The sequence below is a fragment of the Leptothoe sp. EHU-05/26/07-4 genome (assembly GCF_043421015.1).
Lineage (GTDB): Bacteria > Cyanobacteriota > Cyanobacteriia > Phormidesmidales > Phormidesmidaceae > Leptothoe > Leptothoe turfae.
In genome coordinates this window covers 444,951-458,472 of sequence record NZ_JAXSQV010000007.1, presented here as the reverse complement: position 1 = coordinate 458,472, position 13,522 = coordinate 444,951, and the positions used below count along the sequence as shown (strand labels likewise).

13 protein-coding genes are annotated in these 13,522 nt (G+C 48.5%); 7 read left to right on the top strand and 6 right to left on the bottom strand.

The features are described from left to right. Nucleotides 1–166 precede the first annotated feature (166 nt). On the top strand, nt 167–1,594 hold the full coding sequence (locus tag U2F10_RS26505) for an ion transporter (protein ID WP_163661015.1): 1,428 nt from the start codon (nt 167–169) through the stop codon (nt 1,592–1,594). On the opposite strand, the gene U2F10_RS26500 is transcribed toward U2F10_RS26505, so the two are convergent. Further along, on the bottom strand, nt 1,591–1,764 hold the full coding sequence (locus U2F10_RS26500; RefSeq protein WP_250564729.1) for a Fic/DOC family N-terminal domain-containing protein: 174 nt from the start codon (nt 1,762–1,764) through the stop codon (nt 1,591–1,593). The genes U2F10_RS26505 and U2F10_RS26500 overlap by 4 nt on opposite strands. A gap of 434 nt (nt 1,765–2,198) precedes the next feature. Here U2F10_RS26500 and U2F10_RS26495 point away from each other — a divergent pair, with 434 nt between their 5' ends. After that, a complete protein-coding gene (locus tag U2F10_RS26495; RefSeq protein ID WP_163697449.1) occupies nt 2,199–3,617 on the top strand; it encodes a hypothetical protein in 1,419 nt (472 codons plus the stop codon). Nucleotides 3,618–3,919: 302 nt separating this feature from the next. Next, complete coding sequence (locus U2F10_RS26490; RefSeq protein ID WP_163661021.1) at nt 3,920–4,402, top strand: TM2 domain-containing protein; 483 nt, start codon at nt 3,920–3,922, stop codon at nt 4,400–4,402. Nucleotides 4,403–4,474: 72 nt separating this feature from the next. Here the strand turns inward: U2F10_RS26490 and U2F10_RS26485 are convergent, their stop codons facing one another. The 3 genes from U2F10_RS26485 to U2F10_RS26475 all read right to left on the bottom strand — a co-directional run bounded on the left by U2F10_RS26485 (nt 4,475) and on the right by U2F10_RS26475 (nt 7,417). Beyond that, on the bottom strand, nt 4,475–5,149 hold the full coding sequence (locus tag U2F10_RS26485; protein ID WP_163661023.1) for an exopolysaccharide biosynthesis protein: 675 nt from the start codon (nt 5,147–5,149) through the stop codon (nt 4,475–4,477). 276 nt (nt 5,150–5,425) lie between these two features. Then, on the bottom strand, nt 5,426–6,196 hold the full coding sequence (panB, locus tag U2F10_RS26480) for a 3-methyl-2-oxobutanoate hydroxymethyltransferase (protein WP_499873752.1): 771 nt from the start codon (nt 6,194–6,196) through the stop codon (nt 5,426–5,428). Nucleotides 6,197–6,376: 180 nt separating this feature from the next. Next, on the bottom strand, nt 6,377–7,417 hold the full coding sequence (locus tag U2F10_RS26475) for a two-component regulator propeller domain-containing protein (protein WP_163661025.1): 1,041 nt from the start codon (nt 7,415–7,417) through the stop codon (nt 6,377–6,379). A gap of 546 nt (nt 7,418–7,963) precedes the next feature. On the opposite strand from U2F10_RS26475, the gene U2F10_RS26470 reads away from it, so the two are divergent. The 3 genes from U2F10_RS26470 to U2F10_RS26460 all read left to right on the top strand — a co-directional run bounded on the left by U2F10_RS26470 (nt 7,964) and on the right by U2F10_RS26460 (nt 10,340). Further along, nucleotides 7,964–9,394 carry a form I ribulose bisphosphate carboxylase large subunit gene (locus U2F10_RS26470; protein WP_163661027.1) on the top strand — a complete coding sequence of 477 codons (1,431 nt, stop codon included), beginning with the start codon at nt 7,964–7,966 and terminating at the stop codon, nt 9,392–9,394. Between the two features lie 174 nt (nt 9,395–9,568). Further along, nucleotides 9,569–9,964, top strand: a complete 396-nt coding sequence (gene rcbX / locus U2F10_RS26465; RefSeq protein WP_163661030.1) for a RuBisCO chaperone RbcX — start codon at nt 9,569–9,571, stop codon at nt 9,962–9,964. A gap of 31 nt (nt 9,965–9,995) precedes the next feature. Next, the gene (locus U2F10_RS26460; protein ID WP_006517353.1) at nt 9,996–10,340 is read left to right on the top strand and encodes a ribulose bisphosphate carboxylase small subunit; all 345 of its coding nucleotides are present in this window, start codon (nt 9,996–9,998) and stop codon (nt 10,338–10,340) included. 260 nt (nt 10,341–10,600) lie between these two features. Here U2F10_RS26460 and U2F10_RS26455 read toward each other — a convergent pair whose 3' ends face one another. Together U2F10_RS26455 and U2F10_RS26450 are read right to left on the bottom strand one after the other, a co-directional pair. Continuing rightward, a complete protein-coding gene (locus tag U2F10_RS26455) occupies nt 10,601–11,188 on the bottom strand; it encodes a hypothetical protein (protein WP_163661031.1) in 588 nt (195 codons plus the stop codon). Between the two features lie 252 nt (nt 11,189–11,440). Next, the gene (locus tag U2F10_RS26450; protein WP_163661033.1) at nt 11,441–12,370 is read right to left on the bottom strand and encodes a nucleoside hydrolase; all 930 of its coding nucleotides are present in this window, start codon (nt 12,368–12,370) and stop codon (nt 11,441–11,443) included. Nucleotides 12,371–12,468: 98 nt separating this feature from the next. On the opposite strand from U2F10_RS26450, the gene U2F10_RS26445 reads away from it, so the two are divergent. Beyond that, entirely contained in the window at nt 12,469–13,491 is a 1,023-nt protein-coding gene (locus U2F10_RS26445; RefSeq protein ID WP_163661035.1) for an S-layer homology domain-containing protein, read from the top strand. Nucleotides 13,492–13,522: the final 31 nt, after the last annotated feature.

Genomic DNA, 13,522 nt, shown 5'->3' with positions numbered 1-13,522 from the left:
GTTATAAGCATTTGCCGAGCACCACCATAGGCAATCTCTCGATCTTCGACCTATGGCTAATAAAACAACGTTATTTTTTGCAGTTTCAGGGAAGATCCTAGCCAATAGTCGAAGTTTGTAGTCTCTCGGGTATGCTGGATGCCATTCACCTATTTGATCGAGTTGTATGAGTGGCCGTGTTCGCCAGACGTCATGTCTAAAAGAACATATTGATCGCTTCATCCATGCCCCGCAAACTGAAATTGCCCTGGTAGCCTTGATTTTGCTATCGGTATTTTTGGTCGTGGTTGAGGTGGTACTGGATACTCGCGGGCTGTCTACCCGATGGGTTAGCCATCTTCAGGCTGGGCTGACGAGCATTTTTATGCTGGAACTAAGCTGCCGTTATTGGATAGCGCGGAAAAAACAGCGGTTTTGGCGTAATTACTGGCTTGATATCCTGGCTACTATGCCAATGATCACGGCGTTTCGTCTGCTGCGGTTGCTGCGGTTGCTGCGGTTGTTGCGGGCGGGGATTTTGCTGAATCGCAGTTTGGGGCGGTTGTCGAGTGCGATCGCGGCCAGTCTAGGCATTCAAATTGGCGTATTTATGGTGATTGGCTTGATTGTGCTCACAGGGGGTCTGGCCATCTACCTATTTGAAGAGCCCTACAATCCGCGCATTGAAAGCCTGCGAGACTCCATGTGGTGGAGCATTTTATCCTTAGTTGCCGGAGAGCCAATTGGCGGTGATCCACAAACGGATATTGGGCGCATAATTGCCCTCGTTGTCATGATGGGCGGACTGACCACATTTGCTGTCTTTACTGGTGTCGTCTCTGCTGTGATGATGCGCAAACTAGAAACTTTTATGGACTTCAAAGCCTTGGAAATTGATGAACTGCGGGGCCACATTGTAATTTGCGGCTGGAATCGAGGTGGGCATTTAATCGTGGAAGAGTTGTTGGCCGATGGGATAAATCGCTGTGCGGTCGTGATTGTGGCCGAAGCAACCGATGAACCGGCTCAGGCTCTTAACCATCTCAATGCTTCTCAGCTTTACTTTTATGCTGAGGATTACACCAAGATTGATATCCTCGAAACGGTTGGGATTATTCATGCTTCCAGGGCAATTTTATTGGCCGATGCCACCCATCCGCGTACAGACCAAGACCGAGATGCCCGTACAGTTTTGGCTGCTCTGACCATCGAAAAATTGAATCCTTCTATCTATACTTGTGCGCAGTTGTTGGATCGTCGTAATGATGTGCAGCTTAAGCTGGCTGGTGTTGATGATGTGATTGTTACAGAGGAAGTATCAAGCCATCTAATTGCCACATCTGCCCGAAATCAGGGTTCTGTAGAGGCTCTTTCGGAGTTGTTGACGGTGCAAAGTGGCAATCAAATTTATGAGATCCAGGTTCCAACTGATTGGATTGGTAAACAGTATTGGGCCTTAGCTCAAGTTCTTAAGCAACAATCTGATGCATTGTTGTTGGCCATAGAGTCGGTCAAACAAGATAAACGAACTACTCAGGTGAATCCTCCAGCGGAATTAGTGTTAAACAAAGAAGATCGGCTAGTGATTATTGCAAGAGAAAGTCCTAGATTTTAATCGAAGATAATATCGATGACTCCTAGTGAATCCTGGGCTGAAGTGGGCTGCTTAGGATCAATTTCAAATAGCAATAACTGTTTAGCTGTTGTGTAAGTTCCTTCCAAACTAGAGGATCGAAGAGCTTCTCTCCGTTGCAGAGGTTGAAGTAAGAGCTCATAGTTTTTCATGGTTTTTCCAATCCCATCTAACCTTGCTAATGCTTCTCGAGCGTCAGCTAAGACTGGCCACCAAAGCTTTGTCGGTATTCCCAATAATCTGGTAACGGCGCAGGAATAAAAGCTCAATCTTGATGTCCATCAACAATCAGCTCAATTAATTGACCAGGGGCATTATCAGCAAAAACAGCTTTATCCATTGCACTTAATGACCCAAAATTGAAATCCGTTCCCATCAATTTCAATTTCGGACTAAAAAATGAAACTCATTTCTGTGACTCTCATTTTTGACCTTAAAACTGAAATTCATATTTTTTGTCCTATGACAAGGTTTGACTGTGGTGAGGTATCAAGCGTAGTCAAATCGTTGCATTTTCTGTAACCCGACCCCATGCCATTGAATCCCTTTATATGCTGAGCATAACGAATACAAGGAAGGCAGATAAATGGCTAAGCGGCTTTGGTTATTAGGATTGGGGGCAATGGCAATGATGGGCATGACCTATCAAGCTGAGGCAAATTTATCCTCTGAGCCAGCTGAATTGCTAGCTAACGTATCTAATGTGCCAGTTTCTGGACCGGAGAAGGCACCTCGTATTGTGCGGCGACAACAGTTTGAAGATTATCGTCAAGTCATTGAGCGCACCCGGTCAATGATTTATGACCAGAGTAGCCAAACCCTGGCAGACCGCTGGGGGCTAGATATCCTCGACGTTACTTGGGAAGATACTGGGCGTTATGACAATTCTGCAGTTGGTCCTAACATCAGCGATATGACCATTCAGGTCCAACAACAAGATCCTGATACAGGAGAATATTCGCTGCACCTGATGCCCGTCATCCGCTATCCGAATTTTGCGGATCTCACAGGTGATGTTCCTATAGATCAGTTTTATGTGCTTACCGGTAACGAAAAAGGTGAGGATTTAGAACGGGTCTCCTTAGAAGATGTACTTGAAAATTTGCGTAGCTATTTGAGTGAGCCAGATTCGTGGGCTGGCACGGAGAAATCCCTTTTAGCAGATCGTGACAGTCATGTCTTGGTGAGCGCTCAAGCAGCATTCTTACCCATTCCCCAAGGCGACGAAGCAACTTTTAACCCTGTTTTATTTAACTACCAGTCTTACCCGGGTGATCCGGCTGTGCTCACATTGCTGGTAACCCGAGAAGGCACCAGCGCCACTGTAATTGATAACCAGCGTGATGGCTTTGACGCCGGACATACCTGGGGACAACGTTTATTTTTCAATCAAAATGGCGAGCGTGCTAGTCTCACGGGCCAGCGGCTCAGCGATTTTCAGATTGATACCAGTAGCGATACCGAGCCAACCAATGAGCAACCTGTGAACACTGATGCAGACAAGGCAGGGCTCAACATGGTCATGCTTATTCAGGTACCCCTCAAACAAAAACAGCCTTTTATGTCCGCTGCACCGATGGCTGGAACCATGATGTTGGAATCAGCGGCTATGGACTCAATGGAGCGTAGTAGCAATGTAGAGGCTGCCGTTATCGGTCATGGTGAAGTCGAAGGTCCGTTCACCGAAATCGATAACCTTGAGATCGAACGAGATCCTAATTTCCCAATTCGCGTCACCGTCCAGTTTTACAAAGCCACCAGCAATGGCGTTGTCTCTGCTGATGATATGCGCGAAATTCATGAACAAATCCAAAAAGTCTATGATGAGGCCGACTATGTAGGCAGCCTGGTCTTAGATGGTCGTCAAGGTCGCCCTACTGAGTATGAGGGCGACCACACTCAGCCGGATGATTGGTGGGAGAAGTTTTGGCAGCATTCTCGCGAACGTTTGGATATGAGTGAAGAAGAAGCGAGAGAGCTTTGGGAAAGGTTGCGAGAAGAATAAATTTTGAGTGCTTATCCCAAGTCCGAATACATTCAACCCAATTAAAAATAGACAATCTTGTAGGGGCACGCCCTTGTGGATGCCCTTCGATATCGGATGTTATCAGTCAGGATTGCATATTAGTTTTGAGTTGATATCCTTGCACTAAGTCTGAACCAACTAAAGAGCATCAACTCAAAATTCCAACCTCAAAATTCAAAGTTTTCTCTAGCTCGGTTCGGTCAACCCGAACGAATCTTTATGGACGCTCTCAGTTTTCCTTTTGTAAGCTGGAAGCACTAGACCCCCTACTTAGTTGAGCTATGTCTGCTATCGTGCCTTCCCAGCAAGTTCAAAATCGTAAAATTGCGAGTTATTTTTTGTGGGCTGGCGCTTTTTTAGGCATATTTGGGCTACATCGACTCTACAACGGCAAAATTACGTCCGGCGTCATCTGGATGTGTACTTTAGGTTTCTTTGGAATTGGTCAGTTTGTTGACCTGTTTCTAATTTCAGATATGGCAGAAAAACGACAGCGACAGCTTGTGGATGACCACCCATCCAACTTTGATCTACAGCCTGCTGTTGCCGCTGAAGTTAGCCAAGATCCGCTAGCGGTGAAACTGTTGCGTTTAGCTAAGCTGCACGGTGGCCAGATTACTGTGACCCAGGCTGTGATGGATACGGGTCAATCTTTTGAAGCTATCGAAACGGAGCTTACAGCGATGGTTAAATCTGGCTATGCTGACATTACCAACCGCCCTGATTCAGGGGTTATCGTTTATGAGTTTCCAGAATTGATGTGAGATTACGGCAGAGTGCTGTAGGCAATCTTTTAGTGATTGTCTTAAGTCACGTCATGCAACTGTCGTTTTCATTTACTGACCAAAAATAAGGCCTTTGACCCAATCTTTGCCTTGATCAACAACCTCGGCACCCAAAAAGAAGATACTTCCCACTAGACCCACGGCCAGGGTGCAAAGTGTCAGGCCTGCCAAACTAATTGCTCCGTCATCATCGAGTAGGCCAAACCCAATCACAAAAATGCCAATGGCAGGCAAGGTGTTAGTGCCGGGGATGGGAATCATCATGCACATTGACATTAGTGCGATCGCAATTCCCAACACCATACGACCCACAGGGCTTGTGCAGATAATGGACAGTCTAGGGCGCGATACCGCCTCAATCTTCTGTAGCCAGGGCAATCCCTTCGTGATGAAGCCCGCCACCTTAGTGCGCTCAAATCCTCTGTTCATCCACTTTTCTGGCAGCCAGGGCTTTTCTCGACCCACTATCAGCTGCACTGCCAACCAGAGCATAACAATGCCAAATGGAATCGAGTAGCCCGGTGCTGGCACAGGCAAGGCTGAGGGCAGTGAGAGCAGTACAAATAAAAAACCAAAAGTACGCTCTCCCCCCAGGGTGAGTAATTCCTTTAAGGTGACATCTAAACGTGATGTAGCTGCCGCCGCTGCTGCTTGTTCATGGGGTGTTGGCGTCAGCGAGGGAGCATCTAAAAAGTAGCGCTGAAGTTCAGCGGACAGTTTAGCCATAGTAAATAAATTTAGAAGTTACTTATAAGAGTTTCGCCAACGTTAGCGCAGGTCTGGGGAAGTTTAAGGTCTGAGTTTTAAAGTTTGAGTTTTCCATCACTCTTACTAATTTTTTTCCTCCCCAAGGAAAGGATTATGCCCATGGGTCATTAAGTGCTCCCAAACGCACCATATCTCAGCCCATTTGACTGAGCCAACGAACGCTAGGTTCCACCGATGTCTTAGCCAGCTTAGCGGCATATGGCAATCCCTGGGAAGTCACCCCCCGATGACGGCTTATGGAGTTTGGCGGACCTGGTTACAAAATTGTTGGACAGCATTGATGGCTTGCGATTGCAAATCTGCCAGCGGTTGAGCAAACGGTGGTTGCCATTCCGATAGTCCCCACAGGTCTGAGGTAACCAACACCTGACCATCGCAGTGTGGCCCAGCCCCAATGCCAATGGTAGGAATTCCTAACGTTTGGGTGATAGTCTTAGCCACATCCTGCGGTATATGCTCCAGCACAATGGCAAATGCACCTGCCCGCTCTAACGCTTGAGCCTCTTGCAAAATGCGCTCAGCCTCTTTAGCGGTTTTACCTTGTTTACGAAAGCCCCCAAACTGATGCACTGACTGGGGTGTCAAGCCCACATGCCCCATGACAGGAATACCAATTTGGGTCAACCGTGCCACCGTTGCCGCCATCGCCGGATGACCGCCTTCTAACTTCACTCCCTGGGTGCCAGTTTCTTTCATCACCTTGCCAGCAGTCACCAGAGCCTGTTCTGGGCTGACCTGGTAGCTTAAAAACGGCAGATCCACCACCATAAATGCATTGGATAACCCACGACGCACCGCCTTGGCATGGTGAATAATCTCATCCAACGTTAGAGGCACCGTAGTTTCGTACCCCAGCACAGGCATTGCCAGGGAGTCACCCACTAACGCAATATCTACCCCAGCGGCATCCACCAGCTGAGCGGATAGATAATCCCAGGCCGTAAGTGCTGCTATGGCACGTCCCTCCTGCTTCCAACGATTTATTTGAGAAACCGTTATGGTCATGGCTAATCACCGTAGTCACGTATTACCGGAGGATGGCTGCACCATCGCCTCTACTACAATTAGGCCACAACTAGACCGTTTCGGGGGTAACGGCATTTTCTTGCTTTGGAAGAATAGAAAATGTCGTCAAGGGATTGGCTAAAAGGGTTAGAGGGGCTTCTGGTTACCTTATGGTGCTAATCAGGGTTGGTTGGTAAACATCTCATGGGTATTGGCTCTGCCTGTGGTCAAACTTACCCAAGCCAAACCTTCTGTTGTACCCACCCAAAGTTTGTCACTGACGTCTGTTGCCAACGAGAGGACATTGCCTGAGGGTAAGTTGGGCACCTGGCTGACAATGGCACCGTTATAAGGATTGAGCTTAAACAATCCGTTTTCAGTCCCTGCCCAAAGGGTATGGGTTGTATCAAAGGCAATGTCGGTAACGCTTTTGCCTTCCATTTGCGTCACAGAGCGCAGCAGAGCCCCCGTTTTACCATCAAAGACAAATAAACCTTGGGATGTACCCACCCATATTTGTCCTTGCGGTCCCGTTGCGATCGCTCGGACAGAACGACCTGGGATATTAGAAACCTGATTCAAAATAAAGGCTGATGCCGTATCCACCCGCACCAACCCCGATAGGGTTCCCACCCATAACTGTCCATCCTGATCAACAGCCAACGCATTTGCACTGGTACCTGGCAGCTCTTGCAGGGTGGTCATCAACAGACCTCGATCAGGACTGACCATCGCCAAACCTTGATCGGTCCCTACCCACAAAAAACCACGACCATCAATGGCCATGTCCAACACCCGATTAGACGGTAATCGAAAGTTTTGTGCAGTGATTTGATTAATGCGAGGGTCAACCCTGACAAGACCGTTAAACGTGCCTAGCCAAATACGCCCCACCCGATCTTGAGCCATCGCATCAATAAACCGGTTGGGTACATTGACCCGAGACTGAATCACGCCCGTTGCTGGATTAATACGAGCCAATCCCTGGTGGGAGCCCACCCAGAGACTCCCCGTAAAGTCTGACTGCAGCGCCCCCACCCGAAAGTCAGTTGCCAGAGGATTGCGTTGATAAGGGCGATCAGACGGCAGTGGCACAGCTCGCGGCGGCGGGTCTGTATATATAGGGGTCCCAGTCGATTCTTGCGCCCTAACCGGCATGCCAGCACTCCACAACAGTGTTGCGCCTACGGTCAGCTGAATCAATTGCTTAACAGAAATCACAGTGACGTCTCCCTACAGACCATGGGTTTATCTCTCCTGCAACATATGGCAGCAGGTAACTTGATGCTTTTGATAGCGTGCCCAAGGATTTGTGTCAACTCTAGCCGTTCCAGGCAGGGCATTGTTCACCAATAAATCTAAAAAATTCATTAGAGAATAAAAGACTTTCTTAATCTCCGTGGGACATTACCTCCAAAAGATGCTAGGCATAATCTGCCTGGCTAGCAAAACCTCTATATGCTGCATTAATAGACGCATCTTTCGAAAACTTAATGATATGGAACGTAGATTCATAAATAAAAATTATGAATCTATACAGAAGTTCCAAAACAGAACTTATCAGATCGCTGATAGTATTCTTTAAAGAATTAGGTAGTTGTTTGCTGCCTAACCATAAGGAGAACAGTCAATTTGGCTGTCTAGCAGTGTTTGCTGCTCGATACGATTTTCGAACTCAGTTAACTCAGTCAAACAGCGGCAGACCGCCCTATCTGGGAATTGCAAGAGTTCGTAAGCCATCTAGTTTGATTCACAGGAAAGGGAGATATGTCTTACTCTCAGACGTCGACGCAGTCGAAGGCTGGCTATAGTGCTGGTGTAAAGGATTACAAACTTACCTATTACACTCCGGACTACACGCCCAAAGATACTGATATTCTGGCCGCATTCCGGATGACCCCTCAGCCTGGGGTTCCTCCTGAAGAGTGTGCAGCTGCTGTAGCTGCAGAATCTTCCACCGGTACTTGGACCACTGTATGGACCGACCTTTTAACCGACATGGATCGGTACAAGGGTCGTTGCTATGACATTGAGCCCGTACCTGGTGAAGATAACCAGTACATTTGCTACGTTGCTTATCCTCTGGACCTATTTGAGGAAGGCTCCGTTACTAACTTGCTTACTTCTCTTGTAGGTAACGTATTCGGCTTTAAGGCTCTGCGTGCTCTACGTCTGGAAGACTTACGCATTCCGGTTGCTTACCTCAAGACATTCCAGGGACCTCCCCACGGTATTCAGGTTGAGCGCGACAAGCTGAATAAGTATGGTCGTCCTCTACTTGGTTGCACCATTAAGCCCAAGCTCGGTCTATCCGCTAAGAACTATGGCCGTGCGGTTTATGAGTGCTTGCGTGGTGGTCTTGACTTCACTAAGGATGACGAAAACATTAACTCTCAGCCTTTCCAGCGCTGGCGCGATCGCTTCTTGTTCTGTGCCGATGCCATTAGCAAGGCGCAAGCAGAGACTGGCGAAATCAAGGGTCACTACCTGAATGTAACTGCTGGCACTTGTGAAGAGATGCTGAAGCGCGCTGAGTTCGCCAAAGAACTCGGTCAGCCCATCGTCATGCATGACTTCCTGACGGGTGGCTTTACTGCTAACACGACTCTAGCTCACTGGTGTCGCGACAACGGTCTCCTACTGCACATCCACCGTGCGATGCACGCAGTAATCGACCGTCAGAAGAACCACGGTATTCACTTCCGGGTTCTGGCTAAGTGCTTGCGGATGTCCGGTGGTGACCACATCCACACCGGTACTGTTGTCGGTAAGCTTGAGGGTGACCGCGCTGGTACCCTTGGTTTCGTAGACCTACTGCGTGAAAACTATGTAGAGCAAGACAAGTCTCGTGGTGTTTACTTCACTCAAGACTGGGCTTCCATGGGTGGCGTAATGGCTGTTGCTTCCGGTGGTATCCACGTATGGCACATGCCTGCTCTGGTTGAAATCTTCGGCGACGACTCCGTTCTTCAGTTCGGTGGTGGTACGTTGGGTCACCCTTGGGGTAATGCTCCTGGTGCAACTGCTAACCGTGTTGCCCTTGAAGCTTGTGTTCAGGCTCGTAACGAAGGCCGTAACCTGGCTCGCGAAGGTGGCGACATCATCCGTGAAGCTTGCAAGTGGTCTCCTGAGCTGGCTGCAGCTTGCGAACTTTGGAAGGAAATCAAGTTTGAGTTCGACACTGTGGACACCCTCTAACTAGAGACACTCTCTAACTAGAGACACCCTCTAATTGCCATAGCTAGAGCAGTGGTCATTGCGATTAAGGGCGATTGCTAATCCGTTAGCAATGCCAATATCAAAACTGCTGCTCTGGTTACTGCATCAGCTGTTTCAAGCTGCTTTAATGCCTGTGATGCATTGAGCTCACCCATGGATATAAAGCGAATTGCAAAAGATACGGCTAAGACGCTGACAAGCTATCTAACCTATCAAGCGGTTCGAATAGTCATGGGGCAGTTGCGAGAAACAAACTTGCCTCGCTCCTATTGGTTCAATGAGTTTGCAACTCGAGATAAGTTACAGGATGGTGAAGCCTTTATTGCTTCGCTCATGCAGGAAAATGCAGATCTCGCGCTTCGAGTTATGACTGTTCGTCAGCACCTCGCGGAAGAAGTGACTGAATTTCTCCCAGAGATGGTCGTGACGGGCATTCAGCAAGCAAACATTGAGCATCGTAAGCGACATTTAGAGCGCATTACTCAAATGAGTTCTGATGATTTTCACAGCGAAGCTGATGCGGGTGATAGGGATTCTCAGTCTGACTAAACCGTTGTAAACCGATACTGACGAGTAGATTATGAAAACTCTGCCCAAAGAGCGTCGTTACGAAACGCTGTCTTACCTCCCTCCTTTGACTGATGCTCAGATCGAGCGTCAGATTCAGTACGTACTTGAGCAAGGTTACTTCCCTGCCATTGAGTTCAACGAAGATTCTGATCCGACTGCTTACTACTGGACCATGTGGAAGCTGCCTTTGTTTAACGCAAGCAGCACTCGTGAAGTCCTAGACGAAGTGCAGGCTTGTCGTTCTGAGTACCCCGATTGCTTTGTTCGTGTTGTTGGATTTGACAACGTGAAGCAGTGCCAAATCCTTAGCTTCATCGTTCATAAGCCTGGTTCTGGCAGCAGCTACCGCTACTAAGCTTTTGGGTATAGCCGGTAGGCTTGTATCCTAATTGATTATTGAAAAAGCGGAAGGAATATATTCCTTCCGCTTTTTTGCTTGTAAAGTTCGGACTTGAAATTTTCTAGCCTTTGTTTCTGATGATCATTACCTGAATGACTTGGTTAACCAAATTTTCGGGTCACTCTAATGAGCTAAATAGACTGCTCAAGAGAGCTGCTGCTGCTTCGTTTACTTGACCATCTGCTAGTACTACATCAGTTGCAATCACATAATAGTTATATCTTTATGTCGCTAGGTTCGGCGGTAGCGGCAATAATGCGATGACAGCCTGATTCCGGGTAAGCCCAGCCACAATAGCATTCTTTGGGATTGCCCCAACATAGACCCAGGTATAGCTCGCAGCGAGTGGCGCTAATATCGGCCCATTCCGTTTCTTTGATATAGCTTTCAACGGTGGCGGCATCAATTTCTACAGGATCATGACCTGCTGCCCACAGTCTTAACCCTTCACTGGAAGTCCGCCAGAATTCAATAATGGTCGTTTTAGCAGCGGCTAGGGTTGCTTTATCGGCTGGAATTGCCGCTAGGTTTGGATGAATTTCTGGTAGTCGAATAGTTTGACCCTTGAATGTGCAGGGATGCCACACGAGGCCAGATACATTGTGTTCTCGTTGGTACTGATGAATCTGATCGCGAAAATCTTTAAGGGCAAAGACTTTACTTAGTTTTTCAGCGCCAATAGCTTTAGAGACTACGGGATTGGCTAAGCGATCATCAGTGGATAGTAATACGCGTTCTCCGCGCCAGGCGGCCTTGAGTTCTTGATCGAGGATGTCGATAAGTTCCTGAGTGGTATAGGTCATTACTCTACCGGGCGGCTTGATGGCATTTTAGCAATCGTTCCTGGTTGGCGCAGTAAAGTAAAGGACTTTGTTCAAGTATTGATGATTAATTGGGAAGTGGACAATAGGATGTAGGGGCTGCCCATTGTGGGTGCCCTGGGCCAGCAGACCATAGGATATAGGGGCTGTCCTTGTGGGTGTACCTGGGCTAGCGGGCAATCAGGGACCTCCCCTTGTGGGTGCCCTGGGCCAGCAGATAATGGGGAATTGGGATTATAGTGTGGCTAAGGATTTTATGAGCAAGTCGTATATGCTGGCCGTATTGACAGAGGCGGCTACATCTACATTAGGTGCTTTACCAGTGCGCTCCCACCAGTCAATAACGGTACGACCCATATTTTCAGGGCTGGTCGTGTCGACGGTTGTATAGGTAGGCCGAAACGTAAATAGTTCGGGGTTTAATAAGTAGGCGATCACACATGGATCGTGCAAAGGCGCGCCGTTCATCCCATAGCGTTCAACATCAGGGGTGCCGTAGTGGGCAAGCAGATCAGCGACAGTATGACCCACGGGGGTATGGAGTTCTCTGAAGCTTTTGAGGCGCTCAGGTGTGGTAAGTACCTGATGGGTGGTGTCGAGGGTAATCAACTTGATGGGAATGCCGGATGCGAAGACGACCTGGGCAGCATGGGGATCGACATAGATATTAAACTCAGCACCAGGCGTCATGTTGCCGTGGGTAATGGCACCGCCCATGGCAATAATTGTGTCGATTTTGTTGGTGATTTGAGGTGCTTGGATCAGGGCAACGGCAATATTGGTCAATGGTCCCAGGGTGGCCAGGGTGATCGGTGCTGATGCTTGTTGCAGGGTCTCGATTAAAAATGCAACAGCGTGTTGCACCATTAGTGGCTGTTGAGGGGTAGGTAGCTCTGTCCCTTGTAAACCAGTGGCTCCATGGACATCAACGGCAGTGGATAAGGGCCTGAGCATGGGACGAGGGCAGCCTGCGTAGACAGGAATGTCTGCATGGGCTAACGCGCAAATCTTGAGGGCATTTTGGCTGGTGTAGTGTAGCGGGACGTTGCCCGCGACGGTGGTAATGCCAAGAATATTGAATGCTGCGGGATGGGCGATCGCCAGTAGGAGTGCGATCGCATCATCCACTCCAGGATCGCAGTCAATAATCAGCGGACGTGCCATGGAAGAAACCCAAAGAAGGAGGTGTCCCTAGCCTAGCCTGCCATGTATTTGATCAGATACGCTAGCGTGGTAACGCAGCTTCTAGGGAGCTTAGTGGAATGCAATACCTTCCTCAGCACATCGTCAAATCCTTGGGTTTTGTCCTGTGCTTGTTTTTAGCCAGTTGCGAAGGCAGTCAGTTAGGAGATTCATTAGAAAAGAATCTGGAGCCTGACCCACGCCTAGTGGAGGAAGAAACGGCTACGAACGAGACAGCTAGCACACCAGGGACAACTGCCACTCCAGCGGATCCAAATGAAGCTGAACCAGCGGAGGAGGAGGCTGCAACCAGTAACCAACCTGAAGGACCGGAGTCTGAGACGCCGGTAACCCCCACATTTACCCAAACAAGCTACATCGATATTGGAGAAGCTCCAGAAGAATTGCAACAGTATATCGAGGATTTAGTGGCTCTGGATGTACTGATGCTGATTGATGTTAAGGCAGATGACAATATTGAACGCGACCCCAATGAGTTTTTGCCAAACCAAGTGATCACACGGCGGGAATATGCCCGTTGGCTGTTGGCGGTCAACAATAAGTTCTATAGCGACCAGCGCGCCAAAAAAATTCGCCCCGCTGTAGAAAGTGCTCAACCAACGTTTCAAGATGTGGGTAAAACCAATATTGATTTTGCAGCGATTCAAGGCTTGGCGGAGGCAGGGATTATCCCCAGCCCGCTGAATGGCAGCACTACGGTTGTAAAGTTTCGACCTGATGCTCCTCTAACGCGCAAAGATCTGATTCTTTGGAAAGTCCCGTTAGATACCCGAGCGGCATTACCAGCGGCTACGGCTACGGCTGTGACAGAGGCTTGGGGCTTTCAAGATGCTGGCAAAATTGAGCCTACAGTCCTCAAGGCTGTCCTGACTGACCATAGCAATGGAGAATTTGCCAATATCCGTCGAGCCCTTGGATACACCACGCTCTTCCAGCCCGATAAAGCAGTCACTCGCGCTGAGGCGGCAGCGGTGCTGTGGCGGTTTGGGAACAGCACCGAAGGTATCACCGCTACAGACGTTTTGACCTCAGCAGAAAATCAGAGTAATAGTGAGGAACAGGATATAGAGACTGCTGAATAAATACCTAGTAATGCACTTGGTAATGCAGACT

Coding starts and splice junctions, on each gene's coding strand:
- rcbX (WP_163661030.1), top strand. CDS start 9,569: ATGGATATAAAGCGAATTGCAAAAGATACGGCTAAGACGCTGACAAGC.
- U2F10_RS26455 (WP_163661031.1), bottom strand. CDS start 11,188: ATGACCTATACCACTCAGGAACTTATCGACATCCTCGATCAAGAACTC.
- U2F10_RS26495 (WP_163697449.1), top strand. CDS start 2,199: ATGGCTAAGCGGCTTTGGTTATTAGGATTGGGGGCAATGGCAATGATG.
- U2F10_RS26445 (WP_163661035.1), top strand. CDS start 12,469: ATGCAATACCTTCCTCAGCACATCGTCAAATCCTTGGGTTTTGTCCTG.
- U2F10_RS26485 (WP_163661023.1), bottom strand. CDS start 5,149: ATGGCTAAACTGTCCGCTGAACTTCAGCGCTACTTTTTAGATGCTCCC.
- U2F10_RS26500 (WP_250564729.1), bottom strand. CDS start 1,764: ATGAAAAACTATGAGCTCTTACTTCAACCTCTGCAACGGAGAGAAGCT.
- U2F10_RS26490 (WP_163661021.1), top strand. CDS start 3,920: ATGTCTGCTATCGTGCCTTCCCAGCAAGTTCAAAATCGTAAAATTGCG.
- U2F10_RS26505 (WP_163661015.1), top strand. CDS start 167: ATGAGTGGCCGTGTTCGCCAGACGTCATGTCTAAAAGAACATATTGAT.
- U2F10_RS26470 (WP_163661027.1), top strand. CDS start 7,964: ATGTCTTACTCTCAGACGTCGACGCAGTCGAAGGCTGGCTATAGTGCT.
- U2F10_RS26450 (WP_163661033.1), bottom strand. CDS start 12,370: ATGGCACGTCCGCTGATTATTGACTGCGATCCTGGAGTGGATGATGCG.
- U2F10_RS26460 (WP_006517353.1), top strand. CDS start 9,996: ATGAAAACTCTGCCCAAAGAGCGTCGTTACGAAACGCTGTCTTACCTC.
- panB (WP_499873752.1), bottom strand. CDS start 6,196: ATGACCATAACGGTTTCTCAAATAAATCGTTGGAAGCAGGAGGGACGT.